22 protein-coding genes and 5 tRNA genes are annotated in these 24689 nt (G+C 73.4%); 9 read left to right on the top strand and 18 right to left on the bottom strand.

Annotation, left to right across the window (positions count from 1 at the left end; all coding sequences use genetic code 11):
- The first annotated feature begins 17 nt into the window (after positions 1 to 17).
- On the top strand, positions 18 to 551 hold the full coding sequence (locus ACIP4Y_RS25305) for a DsbA family protein (protein ID WP_401397509.1): 534 nt from the start codon (positions 18 to 20) through the stop codon (positions 549 to 551).
- 21 nt (positions 552 to 572) lie between these two features.
- Here ACIP4Y_RS25305 and ACIP4Y_RS25300 read toward each other — a convergent pair whose 3' ends face one another.
- From ACIP4Y_RS25300 to ACIP4Y_RS25290, 3 genes are read right to left on the bottom strand one after another with little or no spacing between them, the layout of a single operon-like run.
- Positions 573 to 1397 carry a GNAT family N-acetyltransferase gene (locus tag ACIP4Y_RS25300; RefSeq protein ID WP_401397506.1) on the bottom strand — a complete coding sequence of 275 codons (825 nt, stop codon included), beginning with the start codon at positions 1395 to 1397 and terminating at the stop codon, positions 573 to 575.
- Positions 1398 to 1446: 49 nt separating this feature from the next.
- Positions 1447 to 2268, bottom strand: a complete 822-nt coding sequence (locus ACIP4Y_RS25295) for an aminotransferase class IV (protein WP_401397503.1) — start codon at positions 2266 to 2268, stop codon at positions 1447 to 1449.
- Complete coding sequence (locus ACIP4Y_RS25290) at positions 2265 to 3308, bottom strand: chorismate-binding protein (RefSeq protein ID WP_401397500.1); 1044 nt, start codon at positions 3306 to 3308, stop codon at positions 2265 to 2267. Before ACIP4Y_RS25290 ends, ACIP4Y_RS25295 begins: the two co-directional genes overlap by 4 nt.
- A 178-nt stretch (positions 3309 to 3486) precedes the next feature.
- Here ACIP4Y_RS25290 and ACIP4Y_RS25285 point away from each other — a divergent pair.
- From ACIP4Y_RS25285 to ACIP4Y_RS25265, 5 genes are all read left to right on the top strand, one after another.
- A tRNA-Gly gene (locus ACIP4Y_RS25285) sits at positions 3487 to 3559 on the top strand.
- Between the two features lie 38 nt (positions 3560 to 3597).
- Positions 3598 to 3671, top strand: a tRNA-Cys gene (locus tag ACIP4Y_RS25280).
- Position 3672: 1 nt separating this feature from the next.
- Positions 3673 to 3744 (top strand) — tRNA-Val (locus tag ACIP4Y_RS25275).
- Between the two features lie 38 nt (positions 3745 to 3782).
- Positions 3783 to 3854, top strand: a tRNA-Val gene (locus ACIP4Y_RS25270).
- A gap of 29 nt (positions 3855 to 3883) precedes the next feature.
- Positions 3884 to 3955: transfer RNA gene (locus tag ACIP4Y_RS25265), tRNA-Val, on the top strand.
- 52 nt (positions 3956 to 4007) lie between these two features.
- Here ACIP4Y_RS25265 and ACIP4Y_RS25260 read toward each other — a convergent pair.
- Entirely contained in the window at positions 4008 to 4292 is a 285-nt protein-coding gene (locus ACIP4Y_RS25260) for a zf-TFIIB domain-containing protein (RefSeq protein WP_358647301.1), read from the bottom strand.
- Positions 4293 to 4372: 80 nt separating this feature from the next.
- Complete coding sequence (locus ACIP4Y_RS25255; protein ID WP_401397878.1) at positions 4373 to 5323, bottom strand: phosphotransferase family protein; 951 nt, start codon at positions 5321 to 5323, stop codon at positions 4373 to 4375.
- A gap of 1052 nt (positions 5324 to 6375) precedes the next feature.
- Between ACIP4Y_RS25255 and ACIP4Y_RS25250 the strand changes: the two genes are divergently transcribed.
- Positions 6376 to 7857 carry a protein kinase gene (locus ACIP4Y_RS25250; protein ID WP_401397497.1) on the top strand — a complete coding sequence of 494 codons (1482 nt, stop codon included), beginning with the start codon at positions 6376 to 6378 and terminating at the stop codon, positions 7855 to 7857.
- 18 nt (positions 7858 to 7875) lie between these two features.
- On the opposite strand, the gene ACIP4Y_RS25245 is transcribed toward ACIP4Y_RS25250, so the two are convergent.
- The 10 genes from ACIP4Y_RS25245 to ACIP4Y_RS25200 all read right to left on the bottom strand — a co-directional run bounded on the left by ACIP4Y_RS25245 (position 7876) and on the right by ACIP4Y_RS25200 (position 21277).
- Positions 7876 to 8694, bottom strand: coding sequence for a TrmH family RNA methyltransferase (locus ACIP4Y_RS25245; protein ID WP_401397494.1), 819 nt, complete (start codon positions 8692 to 8694; stop codon positions 7876 to 7878).
- Positions 8695 to 8811: 117 nt separating this feature from the next.
- Positions 8812 to 10044: a uroporphyrinogen-III C-methyltransferase gene (gene cobA, locus ACIP4Y_RS25240; protein ID WP_358648308.1), complete on the bottom strand. Its 1233-nt coding sequence runs from the start codon at positions 10042 to 10044 to the stop codon at positions 8812 to 8814.
- 141 nt (positions 10045 to 10185) lie between these two features.
- Positions 10186 to 14313, bottom strand: a complete 4128-nt coding sequence (cobT, locus tag ACIP4Y_RS25235; protein WP_401397491.1) for a nicotinate-nucleotide--dimethylbenzimidazole phosphoribosyltransferase — start codon at positions 14311 to 14313, stop codon at positions 10186 to 10188.
- 343 nt (positions 14314 to 14656) lie between these two features.
- Positions 14657 to 15880, bottom strand: a complete 1224-nt coding sequence (cbiE, locus tag ACIP4Y_RS25230) for a precorrin-6y C5,15-methyltransferase (decarboxylating) subunit CbiE (protein ID WP_401397488.1) — start codon at positions 15878 to 15880, stop codon at positions 14657 to 14659.
- 91 nt (positions 15881 to 15971) lie between these two features.
- Positions 15972 to 16610: a GNAT family N-acetyltransferase gene (locus tag ACIP4Y_RS25225; RefSeq protein ID WP_358643342.1), complete on the bottom strand. Its 639-nt coding sequence runs from the start codon at positions 16608 to 16610 to the stop codon at positions 15972 to 15974.
- Between the two features lie 161 nt (positions 16611 to 16771).
- Entirely contained in the window at positions 16772 to 17593 is an 822-nt protein-coding gene (locus ACIP4Y_RS25220) for a MetQ/NlpA family ABC transporter substrate-binding protein (protein WP_401397485.1), read from the bottom strand.
- Between the two features lie 22 nt (positions 17594 to 17615).
- Positions 17616 to 18446, bottom strand: coding sequence for a MetQ/NlpA family ABC transporter substrate-binding protein (locus ACIP4Y_RS25215; RefSeq protein WP_358643346.1), 831 nt, complete (start codon positions 18444 to 18446; stop codon positions 17616 to 17618).
- Positions 18447 to 18511: 65 nt separating this feature from the next.
- Positions 18512 to 19249, bottom strand: a complete 738-nt coding sequence (locus ACIP4Y_RS25210; protein WP_401397481.1) for a methionine ABC transporter permease — start codon at positions 19247 to 19249, stop codon at positions 18512 to 18514.
- A complete protein-coding gene (locus ACIP4Y_RS25205; RefSeq protein WP_401397478.1) occupies positions 19246 to 20337 on the bottom strand; it encodes a methionine ABC transporter ATP-binding protein in 1092 nt (363 codons plus the stop codon). Before ACIP4Y_RS25205 ends, ACIP4Y_RS25210 begins: the two co-directional genes overlap by 4 nt.
- Positions 20338 to 20626: 289 nt before the next feature.
- Entirely contained in the window at positions 20627 to 21277 is a 651-nt protein-coding gene (locus ACIP4Y_RS25200) for an HAD family hydrolase (RefSeq protein WP_401397475.1), read from the bottom strand.
- Between the two features lie 69 nt (positions 21278 to 21346).
- Between ACIP4Y_RS25200 and ACIP4Y_RS25195 the strand changes: the two genes are divergently transcribed.
- Together ACIP4Y_RS25195 and ACIP4Y_RS25190 are read left to right on the top strand one after the other, a co-directional pair.
- Positions 21347 to 21706, top strand: a complete 360-nt coding sequence (locus ACIP4Y_RS25195; protein WP_358643354.1) for a hypothetical protein — start codon at positions 21347 to 21349, stop codon at positions 21704 to 21706.
- A 1-nt stretch (position 21707) separates the two neighbouring features.
- The gene (locus ACIP4Y_RS25190; protein WP_358643356.1) at positions 21708 to 22127 is read left to right on the top strand and encodes a hypothetical protein; all 420 of its coding nucleotides are present in this window, start codon (positions 21708 to 21710) and stop codon (positions 22125 to 22127) included.
- Positions 22128 to 22144: 17 nt separating this feature from the next.
- On the opposite strand, the gene ACIP4Y_RS25185 is transcribed toward ACIP4Y_RS25190, so the two are convergent.
- The 3 genes from ACIP4Y_RS25185 to ACIP4Y_RS25175 form a co-directional block, all read right to left on the bottom strand.
- Entirely contained in the window at positions 22145 to 22642 is a 498-nt protein-coding gene (locus ACIP4Y_RS25185; protein ID WP_401397471.1) for a GNAT family N-acetyltransferase, read from the bottom strand.
- Between the two features lie 45 nt (positions 22643 to 22687).
- On the bottom strand, positions 22688 to 23194 hold the full coding sequence (locus ACIP4Y_RS25180) for a sigma-70 family RNA polymerase sigma factor (RefSeq protein ID WP_401397468.1): 507 nt from the start codon (positions 23192 to 23194) through the stop codon (positions 22688 to 22690).
- Positions 23195 to 23285: 91 nt separating this feature from the next.
- Positions 23286 to 24461 carry a glycerophosphodiester phosphodiesterase gene (locus ACIP4Y_RS25175; RefSeq protein WP_401397465.1) on the bottom strand — a complete coding sequence of 392 codons (1176 nt, stop codon included), beginning with the start codon at positions 24459 to 24461 and terminating at the stop codon, positions 23286 to 23288.
- Between the last annotated feature and the right edge of the window lie 228 nt (positions 24462 to 24689).

The following is a 24689-nucleotide window of genomic DNA, read 5'->3' as shown; positions in this document are numbered from 1 at the left end:
CTGGAAGACTGGTGGGCATGAGCGACACCTCCCCCGCACGCACCGATGCCCTCGTCCTCGACGTCTGGTGCGAACTGCAGTGCCCCGACTGCCGCACCGCCCTGGACGACGTCCGCGCCCTGCGCGCCCGCTACGGCGACCGGCTCGAGCTGCGGCTGCGGCACTTCCCGCTGGAGAAGCACAAGCACGCCTTCGCCGCCGCACAGGCCGCCGAGGAGGCGCTGGAGCAGGGCAAGGGCTGGCCGTACGTGGAGGCCGTGCTGGAGCGGGTCGAGGAGCTGGACCGTGCGGGCGAGCCCTTCCTGGTCGAGGTGGCCCGTGAACTCGGTTTGGACGCCGAGGAGTTCGACACCGCGCTGATCGACGGCCGGCACATCCTGATCGTGGACGCCGACCAGGCCGAGGGCAAGGCGATCGGGGTGACGGGCACCCCGACGTACGTCATCGGCGGCGAGCGCCTCGACGGCGGCAAGAGCCAGGAGGGGCTGCGCGCACGCATCGAGGAGATCGCGGACCGGCTGCTGGCCGGCCGGGACGGCCAGGATGCCTGAGGACGCACCGGACCGGTTCCCTCACAGCAGCGGCTTGGTCAGCGAGTGGGTCACCGTCTCGTACCCGAGTGAGGTGTAGAGCCGCTCGGCCGGGGTGTTCCCCGCGAACACGTTGAGGCCGAGGACCGGCCGGCCGGCCTCGATCGCCTGGCGTTCCGCCAGCAGCATGAGCGTACGGCCGTGCCCGCGGCCGCGGTGGGCCGGGTCGGTCTCCACGTCGAAGACGTACGCCCTGGCCTCCTCCAGCGCCAGCCACAGGGTGCCCACCCGGCCGCCCGCGTGCTCCAGCACGCTGAAGAGCATGCCGTCGGTCGCGAGCCCGTCCGGCAGCAGCCGGGCGTGGTCGTTGCGGGCCTTGGCACGGGCCGCGGGCTCGGACAGGCCCCGCTCGACCCACGAGCGCGCGTACCGCTCGCTCTCCGTCTCCTGCCAGGCGTCGAACTCCGACGCGGTCATGGGGCGCGCCCGGCTGTCCGGCGGCAGCGCGGGCGGAGTGCCGCCGAGGCGTTTCTCCATGCCGCGGTTGCGCAGGGTGTAGCCGAGGGCGCCGAACAGGCGCAGCGCGGCCTGCGCGGCGGCGGGCACCACGGTCTCCATCCGGACGCAGCCCCAGCCGCGGGCCACCTCCTCCGCGGCGAGCGCGGCGACGGTGCCGCGGCCGCGCCGCCGGTCCGGCTCGGCGATCGTGAGGTCGATGACGCGGGCCACCGAGTCGCCGAGGGACGGGGAGGTGCCGAGGTGCACCTCGCCGACGGGACGGCTGTTCACGCAGACCGCGTAGCGGCGGGAACGGGTTCCGTCGGGGTGCTGCTGGAGCGGCTCGGCCGGCCGCAGGGTCGTGGTCATCACAGGTGTTCTACCCAGGGCGACCGCCCGCGTCAGCCTGTTTTCCGGCTCAGGGGTCGAGGTCCCGCCCGGAGCGCTCGTCGAAGATCCGCATGGCCTCGGCGGTCACCGGCCCCGGTGCGCCGGGCAGTTGACGGCCGTCCACCTGGTGCACGGCCTGGACGTCCCGCAGGGTGGAGGTCAGGAAGATCTCGTCGGCGCGCTGGAGGACGTCCAGCGGCAGGTCGGTCTCCTTGGCGCCCGTCCACTCGATCACCAGGGCCCGGGTGACGCCGGGCAGGCAGCCGGAGGTGACCGGCGGGGTGTGGATCCCGCCGTCCAGGACGACGAAGACGTTCGAGCCGGTGCCCTCGCAGAGCTGCCCGACCGTGTTGCCGAACAGCGCCTCGGAGGCGCCGTTCTGGTGCGCGCGGGCCAGGGCGACGATGTTCTCGGCGTACGAGGTGGTCTTGACGCCGGCGAGGGCGCCGCGTTCGTTGCGGGTCCACGGGACGGTGATCACCGCGGTGGAGTCCGGGCGGCGGGTGGTCCCCCCGACGGCGACCATGAGGGTGGGGCCGTGCTCGCCGCGGCCGACACCGAGCGGGCCGTGGCCGCCGGTGTAGGTGATCCGCAGCCGGCCCAGCGGCACCGGATCGGCCGCCAGGACGGCCGCACAGGCGCGGCGCACCTCGTCGTGGTCGGGGTCGGGCAGGCCGAGGCCGCGGGCCGAGCGGGTCAGCCGGTCGAGGTGCCGGGTGAGCGCGAACGGCGTGCCGTCGACCGCCTTGACGGTCTCGAAGACGCCGTCGCCGACGGTCAGTCCGTGGTCGAGGGCGGAGACCCGGGCGGATTGCAGGTCCCGCAGCTCGCCGTCCAGCCAGATCCTCATGTGAGCGCCCCCTCGGTCGCCGCGTACGCTCCCGACGCTACCGCGAGCAGCCGGGACGCCTTCAGCTCCGTCTCGCGCCACTCCCCCTCGGGGTCGGACCCCCAGGTGATGCCGGCGCCGGTGCCGAAGCGCAGGGCGCCCGCGGCGCGGTCGATCCAGAAGGTGCGGATGCCCACGGCCAGCTCGGCGGTGCCCCGGTCGGCGTCGACCCAGCCGATGCCGCCGCAGTACGGGCCGCGGGGTGCCGTCTCCAGCGCCTCGATGATCCTGAGGGCGCTGGACTTGGGGGCGCCGGTGACCGAGCCGGGCGGGAAGGCCGCGGCCAGCAGCTCCGGCCAGCCGGCGTCCGCCCGCAGCTCGCCGCGGACGGTGGAGACGAGGTGGACGAGCCCCGGGTGCTTCTCCACGGCGCACAGGTCGGGGACGGTCACGCTGCCGGTCGCGCAGACGCGGCCGATGTCGTTGCGGACCAGGTCCACGATCATCACGTTCTCGGCGTAGTCCTTCTCCAGGAGGTCCGCCTCGGTGCGCCCGGTGCCCTTGATGGGCCCCGACTCGACGGTACGGCCGTCCCGGCGCAGGAACAGCTCGGGCGAGGCGGTGGCGATCTCCACGCCGTGCTCCGGCAGCCGGATCGTTCCTGCGTACGGGGCCGGGTTGCCCCGGGCCAGCAGGGCCGTGAGGGCGTCCACGTCGGCGCCGGGGGCGACGGGCGCGCTCAGCACCCTGCAGAGGTTGGCCTGGTAGACCTCGCCGGCCGCGATGTGCTCGCGGATGCGGCGGACGGCCGCGGTGTACGCGGCGTGGTCCAGGGAGGAGGTCCAGTCCTCGGGCTCCGGGCCCCGCCAGGCGCCGGCCACCGGCGCGGGCACCGGCTCCTCGCGTACGTCCGCGAAGCGGGCGCAGGTCAGCCTGCCCTCGAAGTCCGCGCAGACGGCCCAGAAGCCGGTCGAGTCCAGGGCGGCCGGATCACTGGTGACGTCGAGAAGACCGGTGGCGACGCGGTCGCCGAAGCGGGCGAGAGGAGGGTGGTGGAGCACGTGGTCGAGTCTAGGGCGGGTGTCCGGGAGGCGGCTCCGGGATGTCCCGGAGCGGGCCCTGACCACCGGGTCCGCCGGGTGCACCGCAGCACGCTGCGCAAACGCGTTTTTGTGCTGGCCCGGGAATCCGCTAGAGTTCAACACGTCGCCGGGACGCGGAAGCGGACCGAAACGACAGGCGGACGTAGCTCAGTTGGTAGAGCGCAACCTTGCCAAGGTTGAGGTCGCGAGTTCGAGCCTCGTCGTCCGCTCGAAGGAAGAAGGGGTCGTCCCGATCCCCTACACTCCTGGTGGAGTGGCCGAGAGGCGAGGCAACGGCCTGCAAAGCCGTCTACACGGGTTCAAATCCCGTCTCCACCTCCAAGGACGATTAGCTCAGCGGGAGAGCGCTTCCCTGACACGGAAGAGGTCACTGGTTCAATCCCAGTATCGTCCACTGGATCTTCGGATCCTGGATCTCCTCGAAGATCCCCCGCGCGATTAGCTCAGCGGGAGAGCGCTTCCCTGACACGGAAGAGGTCACTGGTTCAATCCCAGTATCGCGCACTGCCTGTGACTCGCGGGTCACGGTCCGCGGACGATTAGCTCAGCGGGAGAGCGCTTCCCTGACACGGAAGAGGTCACTGGTTCAATCCCAGTATCGTCCACACATGAAGAAGCCCCCGGCCGTCTCGTACGGCCGGGGGCTTCTTCGTGGGCTCAGCTGGAGAACAGCATGTGGCCGAAGCTCTTGTGGCGGTGGTGGCCGTGGTGACCGTGGCCGCCGTGCGGGGCGCCCCAGGCGGGCGCGGACGGGGCCGGGTAGGCCTGCGGGGCCGCGGGCGGGGGCGGCGGGGCCGGCTGCGACCACTGGGACTCCAGGCGGGTCAGCGCCTCCAGCTCGCCGTAGTCGAGGAAGATGCCGCGGCAGCCGCTGCACTGCTCGATCTGGACGCCGTTGCGGTTGTAGGTGTGCATCGGCGCATGGCACTTCGGACACTGCATGGTCGGCTCAACTCCTCGCCGGTCGGTCCTGCTTCGTGTTTCCCCAGGACAGACTCCGTCCGGCCCCGGGCGGTTGCAGCCTAGTCCGGGATTCCGGGCGCGGGCCGAGGGGGGCCGGGGGCCTGGGGCGTGACGGACGGCATTCGTGCGCAGGCGTCGACCACGGCCTGCTCCACCTCGTCCAGCGGGCGGTTCGCGGCGAGCGCCTTGGCGACCGCCAGCGCGGCCGTCTGCACGGTGAGCGCGCGGGCCGGGACGTCCAGGGCGGCCCAGGGGTCGCCGTCGGCGGGTACGGCCGGGCCGCCGGCCTGCCGGTAGGCGCTCAGGAACCGCGTCCACTCGTCGGGCGGGAGGAGCCCGCAGGCGTACCAGGCGGCGGGACGGGCCAGGTCCCAGGCCGGGACGCCCGCGCCCAGGTCGTCCACGTCGATCAGCTTCCACGGGCCGTCCGGCGCCGGGTGCCGGACGAGCTGGCCGAGGTGCAGGTCGCCGTGGCAGAGGCCGGGCGGGCCGGGCATCGGCGCCGCGGCCCGGGCCCAGGCGGGCAGGGTGGCCCAGGCGTCCAGGACCGGGCGGGCAGCCGCGTGGGGCGCGCCGCGGAGGGCGGCGCGGAGCCTGCCGAGGGCGCGGGCGGCTTTCGCGGGGCCGCGCATCGGGGGGAGGCCGGTGGGGACGGGGGTGCGGTGCAGCCGGGCCAGGAGGGTGGCGGCGGCCTCCCAGGGGGCGGCGTCCGGGTCGTCCGGGTCCACGGGGAGGCCGTACGGCCAGAAGGTCACCAGGCGGCCGTGCAGGGCGGCCGGGGCGGGGGTGAGCGGGGGCAGCAGTACGTCGGGGAGGCGCGCGGCCGTGGCCATGCGGAGCGTCAGCGCGGCCGGGTCGGTGTCCGGGGCGTGGGCCTTGGCGACGGTGCCCGCGTGCCGGACCACGGTGGCGTCCTCGCGGTCGGCGAGGGGGGTGCTGCCGCAGGTGCAGGGGGCGGTGGGGGTACGGGGGTGCGCGGCGGCCCTGGCTCCGGCGGCCAGCACGGACATGAGGGAGCGGGCGGGTGCGTCTGCGTCGGTACCGGTGTCTGCGGTCAAGGCTGCCTCGGACGGGGTGAGCTGTCCGGGCGAGGGTACCGGGGTTGACCGGGGGCGGGGCAGCCCACCGCGCTTGCGGGGTGCCGCACGGCGGTCAAACGGCCAATGCCGGCGCAGCTCCCCAGCTGCGCCGGCATTCGTGCCGTCCGCCGCACCCCCGTCCCCACGGGGTTTCATGGATGGATGTCCCCGCCCGGACCGCTCTTCCGGGCCTGGGGTCGCCGCTCAGCGCCCCAGCATCACACCCACGGACGACGCCTGTGTGGCCACCGTCTCCCAGCCGTCGAAGACGAGCAGGAGCAGGGCCGCCAGGGGAAGGGCCATGAGCGTCGCCACCAGGGGGTGGCGACGTCCCGTCCGGCGTGGGACGAACGCGGGGCGTCGCGGTGCCGTGTGGGCCATGGTCCCTCTCCTGACCGTTCGGTTGTCATCGGCAGCGGCGGGTGTCTGACCTCGGGGGACGAGTGCTGCACCCGCCGCTTGACCTCAAATCTAGGCGCGCGGCGCACATCGGGCGTCATGCCCTCGTACCGATTGCCGGGCCTCCCGGAGGATGAGCCACGGCCTGCGAAGTACTCCCCTGGGTGGAGACGCGGGCCCGGGTCTAGGGGTCTTCCCTGAGGGGCCGCCCGCTCTGTCCGGTCATTTCGGAAGCGTCCAGGGGGCCGGAGCGAGTGACTTCGATCACTGCGGACGGGGCCGGGAGGGGTCCCGCAGGCCGATCGTGATCCGGGGGACGGCCGGGGCCACGGGCCGCCGCCGACCGCCGGCCGAGGGGCGCAGGACGCCGCACAGCAGGTCGGCGGGCGAGCCCAACCTCTTTGCTCCACTGGCCGGTTGACCACCCCCGTGACCGGAAGTCGCCGTGGGGCGGGGCTTCCTGACCGCGTCTCACCTGCCCCGGACGGCCCACACAATCCGTCCGCCCGAGAGGGCGCGGCCTCTGCGCGCAGGCGGCCGTGGAAACGTAAGCTGGGCCACGTCACAGGGACCGGGCAGCGGGGATGAACATGGCGATGATGCGCCTGAGGCGCGAGGACCCGCGCGTCGTCGGCTCGTTCAGGCTTCACCGACGGCTCGGCGCGGGCGGGATGGGCGTGGTCTATCTCGGCTCCGACAAGAAGGGGCAGCGGGTCGCCCTGAAGGTGATCCGGCCCGATCTGGCGGAGGACCAGGAGTTCCGGTCGCGGTTCGCGCGCGAGGTGTCGGCGGCCCGGCGTATCCGCGGTGGCTGCACGGCCCGGCTGGTCGCCGCGGACCTGGAGGCCGAGCGCCCCTGGTTCGCCACCCAGTACGTGCCCGGACCGTCCCTGCACGACAAGGTCGCCGACGAGGGCGCTCTCGGCGCTGCGGACACCGCGGCGATCGGCGCGGCCCTGTCCGAGGGGCTGGTCGCCGTGCACGAGGCCGGGGTCGTCCACCGGGACCTGAAGCCCTCCAACATCCTGCTGTCCCCCAAGGGGCCGCGGATCATCGACTTCGGCATCGCCTGGGCCACCGGCGCCTCCACGCTCACCCACGTGGGCACCGCGGTCGGCTCCCCCGGCTTCCTCGCCCCGGAGCAGGTGCGCGGCGCTGCGGTCACCCCGGCCACCGACGTCTTCTCCCTGGGCGCGACCCTGGCGTACGCCTCGACCGGCGACTCACCGTTCGGGCAGGGCAGTTCCGAGGTGATGCTGTACCGGGTGGTGCACGAGGAGCCCCAGCTGCACGGCGTACCGGACGCGCTGGCCCCGCTGATCCGGGCGTGCCTGGCGAAGGACCCCGAAGAGCGGCCGAGCACCCTGCAGCTGTCGCTGCGGCTCAAGGAGATCGCCGCCCGGGAGGCGCAGGGCCTGGACGGCGTACGGCCGCCCGCGCCGCGTGCCGCCGAGGCGGACCGGCCCACCGGGCGGCTCGTCGACACCTACCCCGAGCAGCAGCGCACCCAGCGGCGTACCGCTCCCGGTACGCCGCTGCCGCGCGGTGGGACCCCGGCCCGGGGCGGTGTGCCGTCGCGCGGCGGCCCGGCCGCGCGCGGTGATGTGCCGGGCAGGGGCGGGATGTCCCCGCGGGGCGAGGCGCCGTCCCGTGGCGGGGTCGCCTCGCGCGGCGGCAGCGGTCCGCGCGGTGGCGGTGCCGCCGCCAGACCGGGTGCGGCGCGCCCGACCCCGGCGCCGCGCGGCGGCGGTCCGCGCTCCGGCAACGCCCGTCCCGCTCCGCGCGGCGGTTCCGGGCGGCCGGGCCAGCGGCCGGCGCGGATCGTCCGGCGGCCGGCCAATCCGCGGCTGCTGCGGCAACGCCTGTTCGTGTTCGTGGTGGTGACGCTGCTGGTCGCCCTCGGTATCGCGGTGGCGCAGGGCTGCCAGGGCCCGGCGCGCGGGCTCGGGGACGACGGCGGGGTCCTGCGGCAGCGGCACACGCAGCCGGGCTACCCGCCGTCGGTCGACGGCAAGGTCATGTCCGACCAGTACAGGTCGGCAGTGAGCCACGACGCCGGGAACTGAGCCCTGCGGGCCGGCCGGTCAGGCTTCCGGTCGGCCCGTGGCCACCGCGTAGAAGGCGACCGCGGCGGCCGCGCCGACGTTGAGCGAGTCGACGCCGTGGGACATCGGGATGCGGACCCACTCGTCGGCCGCGACCAGTGCCTGCGTGGAGAGTCCGTCGCCCTCGGCACCGAGCATCAGGGCCACCCGGTCCATCCGGTGCGGGGCGGCCTCGTCCAGGGTGCGGGCCTTCTCGTCCGGGGTGAGCGCGAGCAGGGTGAAGCCGGCCTCGCGGACCGAGTCCAGGCCCTTGGGCCAGGTCTCCAGACGGGCGTACGGCACCGAGAACACCGCGCCCATGGACACCTTGACGCTGCGTCGGTACAGCGGGTCGGCGCAGTCGGGCGACAGCAGCACCGCGTCCATGCCGAGGGCGGCAGCCGACCGGAATATGGCCCCGATGTTCGTGTGATCATTCACGGATTCCATGATCACGACGCGGCGGGCGGTCTGCAGGAGCTCGCCTGCCGTCGGCAGCGGCTTGCGCTGCATCGAGGCGAGAGCGCCGCGGTGCACGTGGTAGCCGGTGACGCGTTCGGCGAGTTCCGGGCTGACGGCGTACACCGGGGCCGGGAGTTCGTCGATGACGTCGCGCATGACGTCGATCCACTTGGCCGAGAGCAGCATCGACCGCATCTCGTAGCCGGCTTCCTTGGCCCTGCGGATGACCTTCTCGCCCTCGGCGATGAACAGGCCCTCGGCGGGCTCGCGCTTGCGGCGCAGCTCGACGTCGGTCAGGCCCGTGTAGTCGGTCAGGCGGGGGTCGTCGGGATCCTCGACGGTGATGAGATCGGCCACAGGGTGATACTGCCTTGTCCTGGGTGTGGTGCCAACGGCTGGGAAGGGGTGGGTTACCCCGGGTTACGCGTGATCAAGCCAAGGTCGTCGGTGGTCACGCGGGGCTCGTGCCCGGTCTCACGCCGAGGTCTCGGGGCCGACCCGGACGACCTCGCCGATGACGATGACCGCCGGGGGCTTCACGTCCTCGGTCCGTACCGTCTCGGCGACCGTGGCCAGGGTGGCGTCCACGCGCCGCTGCGCGGCCGTCGTCCCCTCCTGCACCAGGGCGACCGGCGTCTGCGGGGACTTGCCGTGCGCGACGAGCGTCTCGGCGATCTTCCCGATCTTGTCGACGCCCATCAGGATCACGAGCGTGCCGGTGAGCTTCGCCAGGGACGGCCAGTCGACCAGCGAGCGCTCGTCGTCGGGGGCGACATGGCCGCTCACGACCGTGAACTCGTGGGCGACGCCCCGGTGCGTGACCGGGATGCCCGCCGCGCCCGGCACCGAGATCGAGCTGGAGATGCCCGGCACCACCGTGCACGGGATGCCGGCCTCGGCGAGCGCCTGGACCTCCTCCATGCCCCGGCCGAACACGAACGGGTCGCCGCCCTTGAGCCGGACGACCGCCTTGCCCTGCTTGGCGTGCTCGACGAGCGCGTTGTTGATGGCCTCCTGGGCCATGTAGCGGCCGTACGGGATCTTCGCCGCGTCGATCACCTCGACGTGCGGCGGGAGTTCGGCGAGCAGGTCGCGCGGGCCGAGCCGGTCGGCGATGACGACGTCCGCCTCGGCGAGCAGGCGCCTGCCGCGGACCGTGATCAGGTCGGGGTCGCCGGGGCCGCCGCCGACCAGGGCCACGCCGGGGGTGCGGGTGCGGTGGTGCGGGGCGACGAGGGTGCCGTCGCGCAGGCCCTCCACGACCGCGTCCCGGATGGCGGCGGTGTGCCGGGGGTCGCGGCCCCGCGCGTGCGTGGTGAGCACGGCGACGGTGACGCCCTCGCTGTGGCCGGTCGCCGGGGTCCAGGCGGTCGCCTGGTCGGCGTCGTCGGAGCGGACGCACCAGACGCGGTGGCGCTCCGCCTCCGCGGAAGCGGCGGCGTTGGCCTCGGCGTCGCTGGTGGCGATGAGGGCGTACCAGGCCTCGGCGAGGTCGCCGTCCTGGTACGCGCGCCGCACCCAGGTGATCTCCCCCGCGTCCGCCATGGCCTCGACCGAGGGGGTCGCGTGCGGGGAGACGAGGACGATGTCCGCGCCGGCCGCGATGAGCGCCGGGAGGCGGCGCTGGGCGACCTGGCCGCCGCCGAGGACGACCACGCGGCGGCCAGAGAGGCGGAGGCCTACGGGGTAGGCGGGGTGTTCGGCCATGAGGGGCGGCTCCTCGTGCAGCTGTGCGATGGGCGCGCTGCACCTTCGGAGCGGCCCTGACGTGCAGATTTTAAGCGGTGGGCAGGGCACGGGACACGGGTGGTCCGACAGCTGAACACCGGACCACCCGTCCCGCGGGACCTACTTCTCCGTGACCCCCGCCGAATCGAACGTGGCCACCTCGTGCATCGCCCGCGCGGTGCTCTGCACCAGCGGCAGGGCGAGCAGGGCGCCGGTGCCCTCGCCGAGGCGCAGGTCGAGGTCGACCAGGGGGCGCAGGCCCAGCTTGTTGAGGGCCGCGACGTGGCCGGGCTCGGCGCTGCGGTGGCCGGCGATGCAGGCCGCGAGCACCTCGGGTGCGATGGCGCGGGCGACCAGCGCCGCGGCACCGGCACTGACACCGTCCAGGATCACCGGCGTACGCAGCGAGGCGCCGCCGAGCAGGAGGCCGACGATGGCCGCGTGCTCGAAGCCGCCGATCGCCGCGAGGACGCCGATCGGGTCGGCCGGGTCCGGCTGGTGGAGTTCCAGCGCGCGGCGGACCACCTCGGTCTTGCGGGCCAGCGTCTCGTCGTTGATGCCCGTGCCGCGCCCGGTCACCTCGGCCGGGTCGGCGCCGGTGAAGACGGAGATCAGCGCGGCGGACGCGGTGGTGTTGGCGATGCCCATCTCACCGGTGAGCAGCGCCTTGTTGCCGGCCGCCACCAGGTCGCGGGCGGTCTCGATGCCGACCTCGATGGCCGCCTTGGCCTCCTCGCGGGTCATCGCGGGGCCGGTGGTCATGTCGGACGTGCCGCCGCGGATCTTGCGCGGCAGCAGGCCCGGGGTGGCCGGCAGGTCGGCGGCCACGCCCACGTCCACCACGCACACCTCGGCGCCGACCTGGGCGGCGAAGGCGTTGCAGACGGCTCCCCCGCCGAGGAAGTTGGCCACCATCTGGGCGGTGACCTCCTGCGGCCAGGGGGTGACGCCCTGGGCGTGCACGCCGTGGTCGCCGGCGAAGATGGCGACGGCGGCGGGCTCCGGGATCGGCGGCGGGCACTGCCGGGACAGCCCGGACAGCTGCGCGGAGATGATCTCCAGCATGCCGAGCGCGCCGGCCGGCTTGGTCATGCGCTTCTGGCGCTCCCATGCCTCGCCGAGCGCCTTGGCGTCGAGCGGGCGGATCTGTGCGACGGTCTCGGCGAGCAGGTCGTGGGGTTCCTCTCCGGGCAGGGCGCGGCGGCCGTAGGTCTCCTCGTGCACCACCCAGGACAGGGGGCGTCGCTTGGACCAGCCGGCCTGCATCAGCTCGGGCTCGTCCGGGAACTCGTCGACGTACCCGACGCACAGGTAGGCGACGACCTCCAGGTGCTCGGGCAGACCGAGCGCGCGGACCATCTCCCGCTCGTCGAAGAAGCTGACCCAGCCGACGCCGAGGCCTTCGGCGCGGGCGGCGAGCCAGAGGTTCTCCACCGCGAGCGCCGAGGAGTAGGGCGCCATCTGCGGCTGGGTGTGACGGCCGAGGGTGTGCCGGCCGCCGCGGGTGGGGTCGGCGGTGACGACGATGTTGACCGGGGTGTCGAGGATGGCCTCGATCTTCAGTTCCTTGAACTGCTTCGCCCGGCCCTTCGGCAGCGACTTGGCGTAGGCCTCGCGCTGCCGCATCGCCAGTTCGTGCATCGTCTGCCGGGTCTCGGCGGACCGGATGACGACGAAGTCCCAGGGCTGCGAGTGGCCGACGGAGGGCGCGGTGTGCGCGGCCTCCAGGACTCTGAGCAGCACCTCGTGCGGGATGGGGTCGCTGCGGAAGCCGTTGCGGATGTCGCGGCGCTCGCGCATGACCTTCAGGACGGCCTCGCGCTCGGCGTCGGCGTAACCGGGCGCGGCCGGTCCGGTGGACTGTCGTGCTTCCGCCACTGCGGCCGTGCTCTCTTCCTGGTCGGCGGCCCTGGTCTGCAGGTCCTCCGCGTGCTGTACGACATCGGGGGCGGGCTCGGCGTCGGGTGCGGCCGGTACGACGTCCGGCTCGCCCTCGGGCACCGTGGCGACCGCCTCCGGCTGCTCCTGCGGGCCCTGCGGGTCCTCCGCGGGCAGGACCAGGGGGTGCGGCGGGGTGGGCGCGAGGTGCGGGGTGGTGGGCACCTGGCCCTCCACCGGCACGAACTGCCCGAGCGGCTGCTCCGGGTCCGGCTCCACCGGGAGTCCGGAGGGCAGCCGCTGCTCCGCGCCGTGCGCAGACGCGGCGACGTCCGGTGCCGGCTGCTGCTGCGGGCCGGCCGGGGCAGCGTGCGGGGCGCCCTCGGCGAGCTGCGGGCCCTGAGCGGCCTGGAACACGGCCGGCTCGGCCACCTCTGCGGCGCCGGCGGTGTGGTCGGCGGCGACGGGTACGGGGGGCTGCTCCGCTGTGACGGGGGCGGCGGCCGGTACGGCGTCGGGGGCCGGCTGAGCCGGGGCGGTCGCCTCGGGGGTCTCCGTCGTGGCATGGGGTGCGACGGCCTCGGCGGCCTGGACGGCCGTCGGGGCGGGAGCCGCGTCGGTGTGCTGGGGGGCGTCCGGGACGGCAGCCACTGCCTCGGCGGGCAGGGGCACGCTCTGGGCGGCCGTTACGTCGGCCACCTCGGGCACACCCGGCGGGGCGACGGGCGCCTGGGCCTCGGCGGGGGCCTGGGGCGGCGTGACGGCAGCGGCCTGCGGGGCGTCGGCGGCCGGCTCGGCGCCGGGGGCCTGCGGTGCCTCGAGGGGCTGGGCAACGCCGGGCGGCTGCACGGCATCCGGGGCCTGCACGGCAGCGGCAGCCTGCGGCGCTTCGACGGGCTGGGCAACGCCGGGCGGCTGCACACCCGGCGCCTGCGCGTCGGCGGCCGGCTCGGCGCCGGGGGCCTGCGGCGCTTCGACGGGCTGGGCGACGCCGGGCGGCTGCACGGCATCCGGGGCCTGCACGGCAGCGGCAGCCTGCGGCGCTTCGACGGGCTGGGCGACGCCGGCCGGCTGCGCGGCATCCGGGGCCTGCACGACGGGGGCAGCCTCCGGTGCTTCGACGGGCTGCGCGGCTTCCGTGGGCTGCGCGGCACCGACGGCGGGTCCCGCTGCGGCAGCCTGTACGGCGTCGGTCTGCACTGCTTCGGCCGGCTGCGTGTCCTCCGCCGGCCCGGCGGGCGCGGCGGGCTGGGCCACGTCGGCAGCGGGGGTGACGACCGGCGTCGGACCCGCCTCCGAGGGGGCCTCGGCGCCAGGGGCCTCCGCTAGCTGCGTGCCGGCCGGTGTCTCGGCGGGTACGGCCTGCTCCGGCGCCGGCTCGACCGGGACGGACTGATCCGGCGAGTCCGCCACGGGAGCCTCCGGCATCGGCTGGACCTGGCCATCGCCGGCCTCGGCTCCCTGCGCGTCGCCCGGCACATCGGCGACCTGCGCCGGACCGGGCTCCCCGCCCTCGGGGACGGCAACAGCGCCGTCGGCAGCCGGTGCGGCCGGTCCCGCCGGAGTCACCTCCGCGGCTCCGGCCGCATCGGCGACGGGAGCGGCCTCGGTGCCCGGCGCGGTGTACACGCCGTCATGGGCGTGCACCGGCTGGACCCCGTCGTGGCCGTGCACGACGGGCACCTGGCCGGTGTCGCCGGCCGGGGTCTGGGCCGCCGCCTGGCTCGCGAGGCGGGCCATCGCGGCCTGGGCGGCGTCGGCCTGCTCGGCGGGCGCGCCCGGACTAACCGTTTCGGCAGCCGGTGCCTGTGCGCCGACCTGGGCCGGGGCCGAGCCCCAGGGGGCCGCGCTCTGCGGAGCCATCTCGCGCAGCGGCTGGGCGTCGAGGTACTCGGGGCCGGCGGGCTGCTGCCCGGGCTGCCGTACCGGCGCTCCCGCGGGGCCGCGGTCGGCGAGGGAGCGGACCGGGCTCGCGGAGGCGTCGGGGATCGGCGGGCCGAGGTGCAGCGGCCGGCGCGGCGGCTGCGGGGCGGCCGCCGGGTCGTGCGGCGCCGAGAGGATGGGCGACGGGGTGACGGAGACGGGGCCCGAGTCGGGCAGCCGGACACCGCTCAGGTCGACCGAGCCGCTGTCACGGCCGGCCGTCTCGTGCGGCCCCGGCTCGTGGACGGCTTCCACCACCGGCTCCGGAGCGGGTGGCGGCACCTCGTTGCCCCACGCGCCCTGGGCACCCGGCAGCAGCAGGTCTTCGTCCTCGGCGGGCGCCTCGGAGAGGTAGGTGTACGCACCGTGCGCGGGGACGCCCGGCTGCTCCACCATGCCTGCGCTCTCCGGCTGCCCCTCGCCCGGGACCTGGCCGGTGTCGGTCATGCGTACCCCTCGCCCATCGGTTTGTGCTCCTACGACCAGCTCACCCGGAACGGCGCACCGACCGCCCCGCAGTGAAGAACGAGCGTCCGTGCCCAGCGGCACGAACGACCCGCCGGAAAAGGCGACAAAGCCATTCAGTGGCATTGTCCCGGTCGTTCCGCCGTCGCGACAGCATGATCCGCGACAGCCCGCTGTGGACTGCGCCACGTTGCGCGTCCTCCGGTTCCGCAGTACCACACCCACCCCAAAACGGGCGTGCGTTCCGGACATTGGCGAACGAAGTTCGGGCCACCGGTGCGGTACAACGATCGGCCAGCCTACCGCGCGCAGTACGACAACAGGATCACGGGGCGCGATCCGGTAGTACCCCGCTGAGCAGGAACGCTACGTTCCGCTCGGTCTCCGTCCAGGCCCGGGTGTCCAGTTCGACGGACTGGAGGAGGGCGCACTCGACCCGGTACCCGTGCTCGGTCAGGTCGCGGCCGACGCGTTCGGCGGCGTCACGGGTCGCGGCGTGCGTGACGATGCGCTGCGGGCGCCGGTCGGCGACCGCGGAGACGACGGCCGGTCCCCCGCCGCCGACCCGTACGACGTCCGGCTCGGGCAGGCTTTCGAGGACGTGCGGGGCGCTGCCGTGGACGATCTGGAGCTGGACCCCGAACCGGCGTGCGGCGTCGTCGGTGCGGGCGCAGGCGGCGGGGTCGTGGTCGACGGCGATGACGGCCGCGCCGGCGCGCGCGGCCTCGGCGGCGAACGCCCCGCTGCCGCAGCCGATGTCCCACACGAGGTCGCCGATCCGGGGCCCGAGCCGGGTGAGTTGGGCGGCGCGCAGCAACTGGGTCTCGCCCTCGCCGAGACCGCCGCCCGGTCCGGCGCCGTAGCTCTCGTCGGGCTGCACCCAGCCGCGCGGGCCGGTGCCCGGGTCGCGGCCGGCGATCCAGCCGCCGCTCTCGCCCGCGCCGACGGGCCCGCCGATGACGATGACGAGGTTGGGGTCGCGCCAGGTGTGGTCGGCGGCCTTGTCGGAGGTGACGATGCTGACCTGTTCGCGCCGGGTGCCCAGTTCCTCGCAGACGACGAAGGTGCGGTGCACGCCCTCCAGCAGCAGGCCGAGTTCGGCGGGGCCGGCGCCCGGCGAGGTGAGGACGGCGACCTTGGTGTGGGCGCGGCAGACGTTCACGGCCCGGCGCAGGGTGCGCGGGTGGGCGACGACCACCTGGGCGTCGTCCCAGGGCATGCCGGCGCGGGCGAAGGCGGCGGCGACCGAGGAGACGCCGGGGACGACCTCCACCTCGAGGCCGAACTCCGGTGCGCGGAGGGTGCGTACGACGCCGAAGAAGCCGGGGTCGCCGTCGGCGAGCACGACGGCGGTGCCGCGGTGGGCGGCGATGCGGCGGGCGGCCAGGGCGAGGCTGCCGAGGCGGACGCGTTCGGCGGCGGGCGGCACCTCGGGCAGCGCCAGGTGGTGGGCGGCACCGGCCACGAGGGTGGCGGCGCCGAGGGCGGCGCGTGCCGCGGCGGTCAGCGGCGAGCCGTCCCAGCCGATCACCGTGACCCGGTCGGCCATCGTCGTCAGTCTCCTGGGGTTCTGCTCAGGTTCTTCGGGAACAGGGGGCCCGGGGCGGGCTCCGTGAGGGTACCTGGTGGAGCCCGGGGGCTCAGTTCCAGTCCGAGTACGAGGTGAAACCGCCCGTGTCGGCGGCCTGCTCGCTGACCCCGGCGAGGTCCTCCGGCAGCAGGCTCCAGACGATGACGTCGGTGCGCACCTCGGTCCAGGGGCCGTCCTCGGTTCTGGTGCGCGCTATCCAGGCGTTGCGCAGGACGCCCTCGCTGATGCAGCCGATCTTCTGGGCCACCTGCTGGGATGCGGTGTTGTCGGCGGCGGTGCGCAGTTCGAGCCGCTCGAACTTCCGGTCGTGGAAGAGCCACTGGGCGGTGGCGAGGGCCGCTTCGGAGGCGTAGCCCTCGCCGCGGGCCCAGGGGGCGACGACGTAGGCGAGCTCGCTGGACCGGACGCGCCAGTCGGTGTTCCTCAGGTGGACGACGCCGACGAGCCGCTGGGTGAGGAACTCGGTGACGGCGAGGACGATGCCGCGGCCGGCGGTGCGCTCCTCGGGGGCCAGCCGGGTGATCCACTCGCGGGCGTCGGCCTCGGTGTAGGGGTGGGCGACGGTGGTCCAGGCGACGACCTGCTCGTCGTTCATCATCTCGGCCAGGGCGGGCACGTCGTCCTCGTCGAGGGGGCGCAGCACCAACCGCTCCGTGCTGATGGAGATGTTGGGGAAGGTGCTCGTCATGCGCCGCTCCGTAACCTTCGGAAAATCCTCGAAAGACCGTACGGGCCGTCAGGCCTGCTGAACTGCCCAGCATGCAGCATGAAACCACTGAACCGCACAACGGGGTCCACACCCGGTGAGGGAGCGGACCCCGTGCGTGGCGAAACGCCGTGTACGTGCCGTCAGCCGCCGGTCACCGGCAGGACGGACCCGTGGTACTTGTCCTGGATGAACGTCCGTACCTCGGGCGAGACGAGCAGCGCGGCGAGCTTCCTCACCCGCGGGTCGTCCTCGTTGCCGCGTCTGACGGCGAGGAGGTTGGCGTAGGGGTTGCCCTTCGCCGACTCCAGGAGGATCGCGTCCTTGGCGGGGCTCAGGCCCGCGTCCTGGGCGTAGTTGTTGTTGATGACCGCGGCGTCCACGTCGTCCAGCGAGCGGGGCAGCTGGGCGGCTTCCAGTTCGCGGAACCTCAGGTGCCGGGGGTTGGCCGTGACGTCCGCGGGGGACGCGTCGGCGCCTGCGCCGGCCCTGAGCCCGATGACGCCGCCGGCGGCCAGCAGCTTGAGGGCGCGGCCCTCGTTGGTCGTGTCGTTGGGCACGGCGACGGTGGCTCCGTCGGCTAGCTCGGTGACCTTGTGGGCCTTGTGGGAGTAGACGCCCATGGGCGGCAGGTAGGGCTTGACGACCGGGACCAGGTCGGTGCCCCTGGACTGGTTGAAGTCGTCCAGGTAGGGCTGGTTCTGGTAGAGGTTCGCGTCCAGCTCGCCCTCCTGGAGGGCGGTGTTCGGCAGGACGTAGTCCGTGAACTCCTTGATCTCCAGCTTCAGGCCGGCCTCGGCGGCGAGGTGGTCCCTGACGTAGGTGAGCACCTCGCCGGCCGGGACGGCGGTGGCGCCGACGACGAGGGTGTCGTCCTTGCCACCGCCCTTGCCGGAGTCCGTGCCGGAGCCGCAGGCGGTGAGGCCGAGGGCCAGGGCCGCCACGGCGACGACGGACGTGCGCATCGCTTCAGTCCCCCCTGGCGGTTCAGAACGACGGGATGACGGAGCCCTGGTACTTGTCCTCGATGAACTTCTTGACCTCGGGCGAGGTGAGGAGCTTCGCGAGCTTCTTGACCCGCGGGTCCGACTCGTTGCCCTTCTTCACGGCGAGGAAGTTGCCGTAGGGGCTGTTCTTCGGGGACTCCAGGACCAGCGCCTCCTTGGCGGGCTTGATGCCGGCCGAGATGGCGTAGTTGCCGTTGATCACGGCCGCGTCCACGTCGTCCAGGGAGCGTGCGGTCTGGGCCGCCTCGACCTCCTTGAACTCGAGGTTCTTGGGGTTCTTGGTGATGTCCTGCGGGGTGGCCTCGTTGCCGACGCCGTCCTTGAGGGTGATGAGCCCGTTGGCGGCGAGCAGCTTCAGGGCTCGGGCCTCGTTGACGGCGTCGTTCGGGACGGCGATGGTCGCACCGCTCTTGAGGGCGTCGGCCTTCTTGATCTTGTGGGAGTAGAGGCCGAGCGGCTCCAGGTGCACCGTGACGACGGGCACGATGTGGGTGCCGCGCTTCTTGTTGAAGTCGTCCAGGTACGGCTGGTTCTGGAAGTAGTTGGCGCCCACCGAGCCGTCCTCGGTCGCCGTGTTCGGCGTGATGTAGTCGGTGAACTCCTTGACCTCGAGGTCGAGGCCCGCCTTCTTCGCCAGCTTGTCCTTGACGAAGTTCAGGATCTCGGCGTGCGGGGTCGGGCTCGCGGCGACGACCAGCGGGCCGTTGCCGTCGGAGGAGGCGGAGTCCTTGTCGGAGCCGCAGGCGGTCAGCCCGAGGGTGAGGGCTCCGGCGGCGAGAACGGCGGTGGTGAACTTGGCGGTGTTACGCACGAAAAGTGCCTTTCCTTATGGGTGGTGCGACCCCGTGTACGGGTGACGGGGAGTCTGGTGGGTCTTTACGCGACCTTGCTGACGTCGGCCGCCGCGGGCTCCTTGGCCTTCAGGAGGCGGAGCCTGGGCGCGGGGCCGGACCGGCCGCCTCGGCGGTGCAGGGCGCGGGCCGCGTAGTCGCCGGCGAACTGGATGACGGAGATGACGACGGCGAGGATCGCGACGGTGATCCACATCAGCTGGGTCTCGAAGCGCTGGTAGCCGTAGCGGATGGCGATGTCTCCGAGGCCGCCGGCGCCGACCGTGCCGGCCATGGCCGAGTAGCCGATGAGGGCGACGATCGTGGTCGTGGTGCTGGCGATCAGGGAGGGCAGGGACTCCGGTACGAGTACCTTGCGGACGATGGTCCAGGTGTTGCCGCCCATCGACTGGACGGCCTCGACGAGCCCGCCGTCCACTTCCCGGACGGCCGTCTCGACCAGGCGCGCGAAGAAGGGGATCGCGCCGATGGCGAGCGGCACGATGGCGGCCTCACGGCCGATGGTCGTCCCGGTGATCGAGCGGGTGAAACCCATCAGCGCGACCATCAGGATGATGAACGGCATGGAGCGGGCGACGTTCACGACCTGCCCGATGACCTTGTTGGCGACGACGTTCTGCAGCAGGCCGCCCCGGTCCGTGAGAACCAGGAGGATGCCCAGCGGAAGGCCGCCGACGACGGCGATCAGTGTGGACCAGCCGACCATGTAGAGCGTGTCCCAACACGCCTGGGACAGCAGCGGCTGCATCTCCGACCAGGTCACTTGACACCTTCCTTCACCAGCAGGTTCTCCTGGTCCACCACGTCGATCTGCAGGCCCTGTTCGCGCAGGAAGCCGACCGGCACCACGTTGTCCTCGTACCGGCCGGGCAGTTCGATGCGCATGCGGCCGATCTGGAGGCCGCCGACGGTGTCGATGGCGGCGCCGAGGATCGAGATGTCGATGTTGTAGGTGCGCGAGAGCTGGGAGATGACCGGCTGGGTGGCGGCCTCGCCCTGGAAGGTGATGTCGAGGACGGTCCGGTCGGCGCCGGTGCGCTCACCGCTCACCGGGAACAGCGCGGCGGCCAGCTCGGAGCCGGGGGTGGCGAGCAGCTCGGTGACCGTGCCGGACTCCACGATCCGGCCCTTCTCCATCAGGGCGGCCGAGTCGCAGACCGACTTCACGACGTCCATCTCGTGGGTGATGAGCAGGACGGTCAGGCCCAGCTGCCGGTTCAGGTCGCGCAGCAGCTGCAGGATGGAACGGGTGGTCTCGGGGTCGAGGGCGCTGGTGGCCTCGTCGGAGAGCAGCACCTTCGGGTCGCCGGCGAGGGCGCGGGCGATGCCGACGCGCTGCTTCTGGCCGCCGGAGAGCTGGGCGGGGTAGGCCTTGGCCTTGTCGGCGAGGCCGACCAGGTCGAGCAGCTCCAGCGCCTTGCGGGAGCGGGCCCGGCCCGCCTGGCCGAGGATCTCCAGCGGCAGCTCGACGTTGTCCTGCACGGTCCGCGAGGACAGCAGGTTGAAGTGCTGGAAGACCATGCCGATCCGGCTGCGCGCCCGGCGCAGTTCCTTGCCGGCGCGCGGGCCGCGGCCGGCCAGGGCGGTGAGGTCCTGCCCGGCGACGGTCACGGTGCCGGAGGTGGGGCGCTCCAGCAGGTTGACGCAGCGGATGAGGGAGGACTTGCCGGCGCCGGACTGGCCGATGACGCCGTAGACCTCGCCTTCGCGGACGTGGAGATCGACGCCGTCGAGGGCGGTGACCTCACGGCCGCGGGAGCGGTAGACCTTGGTCAGGCCCGAGGTGGTGATCACGTGGGTTTCCGTCACTGTCGAGTGCACGGGCGTGGGTGTGCCCGGGCACGGGTGCATGCGGTTCCGGCATGAAGGGTGGGGTCTTCGTCTCGTGCGGTCTGCGGCGCACGGACATGCCACGGCTCTCGCTTCGGGGCGCGAGGCTCAGCTGATGCGGGGGCCCTCTAGAAGGCGCACATTCGACACATCAGGCGACACATACAACGAGCACCGGGCGTCAGGGTCGCCTCGGTCGCAAGGGTGCGGCTGCTCGTCGTGGTCATGCGATCAGTAAACCAGACGGACGGTCCTGACCGGCCGCCGCTGTCCGCATGGTGGACAGCGGCGGACAGGACCGGTCCGCCGCTCAGCCGCGGGCGGTGATCTCCACTCCCCCGTCGGTGGCCAGTGCCGACAAGGCCGACAGGTCCCGCACCACCAGGTCGGCGTCCAGTTGCTCCGCCCGGTGGGTTGTGGCCAACGCCACGGTGGTCATGCCGGCCGCGCGGCCCGCCCGCAGTCCGGCGGGGGCATCCTCGAAGACCACGCAGTGGGCGGGGTCCACGCCGAGCTGCCGGGCGGCGAGCAGATAGGGCTCGGGGTCGGGCTTGCCGCGGGTGACGTCGTCGGCCGAGACCAGGGCCTTCGGGGAGATCCCGACGGCGCCCAGCCGGGCCTCGGCCAGGCGCCGGGTGGCGGAGGTGACCACGGCCCAGCGGTCGGCCGGCAGGAGGTCCAGGAACGCGCGGGTCCCGGGCAGCAGGCGGACACCGCCGTTCGGTACGTCCTCGACCTCCAGCTGCTCGACCCGGGCCACCGCCTCCGGCACCAGGCGGGCGGGCAGCAGGTCGCCGACGATCTCGACCGCCGTCCGTCCGTGCAGCTCCACGCGGGCGAACTCCTCGGCCGTGATCCCGTACTCCCGGGCCCAGCGGGACCAGCAGCGCTCGACGGAGTCGAGGGAGGAGACCAGGGTGCCGTCGTTGTCGAACAGGAGGGCGTGCGCGTGGATCGTCATGGTCTAGACCCTACGGCGTACGGCGGGGGCGGCGGCCCCGGCCCGTTTGCGCCGTAATAAGGTCGCGGCATGCTCAACGTCCTGACGCTGGTGACCGGGGTCGCCGCGCTGTTGCTCGCCGCGTGGTGCGGCTGGGCCGCGTACCGCGACCAGCCGACGAAGGACTGGCACTTCATCGGCATGGCCGTGGTGTCGCTGCTGGCCGTCGTCCAGCTGGTGATCGGGATCGTGCAGCTGGCGCGGGGCGAGAAGCCGGAGCAGGGCACGACGATCTTCGTGGCGTATCTGCTGGGGGCGTTCGCGTGCGTGCCGGCGGCGGGCCTGATGTCGCTGGCCGAGCGGACCCGCTGGGGCTCGGTGACGGTCGCCGCCGGCGCAGTGGTGCTGGCCGTCCTGGAAGTACGGCTCTACGACATCTGGGGAGGCTGAGGTGACCGCGGTGGAGGAGAAGCCGGCCCGGCTGATCAGCGGTCCGGGCATGTTGCTGGTCTGGTTCTACGGCGTGATGGTGGTCGGCGCGGTGTCGCGCTCGGCGTACCAGATCGCCACGGAGTTCGACCGGGCGCCGCTCGCGTACTCCCTGTCGGCGGTGGCGGGCCTGGTGTACGCGTTCATCACCTACTCGCTGATCCGTGGCGGGGAGACGGCCCGGCGGGCGGCGTTGGTGTGCTGCGCCGCCGAGCTCGCGGGTGTCCTTCTCGTCGGTACGTGGACCCTGGTCGACCGGTCGGCGTTCCCGGACGCGACCGTGTGGTCGTACTACGGGGCCGGGTACATCTTCATTCCGGTCCTGTTGCCCGTTTCCGCGGTGTACTGGTTGCGGAAGGCGCGCGCACAGAAGGGTTCCTGAGGAGGGGGCGCTTCCCGTCACGCCGTCTGGACGAAGGCCCCCGCCTGCTTCTCCAGGATGATCATCTCCACCCCGTCGTCACCCTTGGCCCGGCCCACCGTCTGGTAGCCGACCCGGCGGTACAGGCGCAGGTTGCCCTCGCTGCGGTGGCCGGTGAAGAGGCGGAACCTCTTGGCGCCGCGCTCCGACTCCAGCGCCGTTTCCGCCGCGCGCAGCAGTCGCGCGCCGATGCCGTGGCCCTGGAGGCGGGGGTGGACGCAGAGCTTGCCGATGGCCGCCGCGCCGTCCTCGGTGACCTTGCCGCGCACCGAGCCGACCACCTCCTCGCCGAGCCGGGCGACGAAGACGCAGTCGGCGGCGACCTCCTGACGGACGGAGTCCAGGGTCTGCACGAGCGGGTCGATGCGGTAGTTGCCGTACAGCGCCGCCTCGCTCTGGAAGCACAGGTACTGGAGCCGGAAGATCTGCTCCGCGTCCTGCTCGGTCGCCACCGAGATGGTCACGCTCATGCCCATGTGCGCACGCCTCCCGCTCACCTGATCATCTGTCGTCGCCTACTCCTATCCCCGCGCTTCGCAGGCCGCAACCTCCGGGGCGAGCAATCGGCGCAGACATCCGAGACATCTGGAGCGTTCCGGGCCGAGACTGCCCTGTGAGATACCCAACTCCCCCGCGATCTCCCGGTATGTCAGGTCCTTCGGCGAGAGCAGCGCCTCCAGGAGGCGGGGGCAGCGGCCGGGCAGCCTGCGGACCGCGTCCCGCAGCGCGCGGTACCGGGCAGCGGTCAGGACGTGCTGTTCGGGTCCGGGGCGGAGGTCGTCGGCCGGCTCACCCTCGTACGGCCGTTCCAGGCGGGTGGTGCGGCGGCTGCGGCGGGCCTCGGCGCGGACGGCCCTGCGCAGCCAGCCCTCGGGGTCGAGCGGCGGCCCGTCGGTCTCCAGCCGCTCCAGGAGCCGCAGCCAGACGGCCTGCTCCAGATCACCCGGCTCGCTTCCGGCGGCATATGCCTCGGCGGAGGCCTCGGCGGCGAGCAGGGGGTGCAGGGCGGCTACCAGGTCGTGCGTCATATGCGGAACGACGAGCCGCCCCGGCGGGGGGTTGCCGGGGCGGCGCGCAGTCACCCCGAACGGGTGCGCGGGGGTGCGGTGGTTGACGCCGTCAGCCCTTCAGGAAGTCGGCGCGGGCGAGCAGCCCGGTGTCGGCGTTGTCGGTGAAGACGCCGTCGATACCGGTGGCGAAGTACCGCTTGAAGGCGCCGAAGACGTCGCCGTAGGCGTCGGCCGCGCTGCCCTTGCGGTACTCGGCCGGCAGGAAGGGGTTCTCGTTGCGCATCGTGTACGGGTGCAGGACGAGGCCGGCCTTGTGGGCGTCGGCGACCAGTGTGGTCGGCTCGGCCAGGGTGCCGTCCGCCTTCCTGGGGATGACCAGGTCCAGGGTGGGGCCGATGCCCTGGGCGTAGCCGGCGATCTCGCGCAGCCCCTCGGGCGTGATGAGGTCGGCCACCGTCCGCGGGTCCTTGGCCTCGACGAAGTCGTAGGGGCGGCTGTCGGCCGAGGAGAGCAGGACGACGAGCGGGTTGTCGACCAGCCGGTTCAGCCGCTGGATGCTGGTGGGCTCGAAGGACTGCAGGATGACCGGGGAGTTGCGGCCGTCCTTGCCGTATGTGCGCAGCAGCTTCGCCACCCGCTCCTCCAGGCCGAGGCCCAGCTTGCGGAAGTAGGTGGGGTGCTTGGTCTCCGGGTAGATCCAGACCTGCCGGCCGCGCTTGCGGGTCTGCTCGTCCTGCCACCTGAGGACCTCTTCGAAGGTGGGGATCTCCCAGCGGCCGTTGTAGAGGGTGTTGTGCGGACGGTTGGCCGGGATGCGCTCGACGGCGCGCAGCGTCTTCAGCTCGGCGAGCGTGAAGTCCTCGGTGAACCAGCCGGTGGTGGAGACGCCGTCCACGACCTTGGTGGTCTTCCGGTCGGCGAACTCCGGGCGGGAGGCGACGTCCGTCGTGCCGCCGATCTCCGGCTCGTGCCGGCAGACCAGGTGGCCGTCCCTGGTGGGCACCAGGTCACCCGCCTCGACCACGTCGGCGCCGAGGTCCAGGGCCAGGTCGTACGAGCCGAAGGTGTGCTCGGGGCGGTAGCCGCTGGCGCCCCGGTGGCCGATGATCGTCGGCACCGGCAGGCTCTTCAGCCCGCGTCCGCCGTGTCCGGCCGTCCGGGTCCCGGCGGCCCGGGCCGCGCCGGGCAGTCCGAGGACCGCTCCGCCCGCGCCGAGCACCGCGGCGCCGAGCAGCGCCCGCCGTCCCGTTGCCTGCGCCTGCCCGTTCGCCTGGTCGCTGTCCATGGAGCGCCCTCCTGCCGCGTTCGTTCGTCGGTGCGGCCCGATCGTAGGGTCGTACACATGGCCGACGGGAGGCCCTCGTTCGAACACCCGGGTGCGGTCGGGTGTCCTGCGAACGGCGGAAGGTGACGGTTCGTCGGGCGCCGGCGCACGGTCCGAGCGATGTCCGTCACACCGCCGCAAGGGTGTTACGCGCCGTCCTCCGGACGCCACCGCAGGTAAACCCGTGTC

Origin of the sequence: Streptomyces sp. NPDC088810 (assembly GCF_044750305.1) — a bacterium.
Lineage (GTDB): Bacteria > Actinomycetota > Actinomycetes > Streptomycetales > Streptomycetaceae > Streptomyces.
Note: the sequence above shows the minus strand (reverse complement) of the source record. Positions and strands in the feature narration are given on the sequence as shown.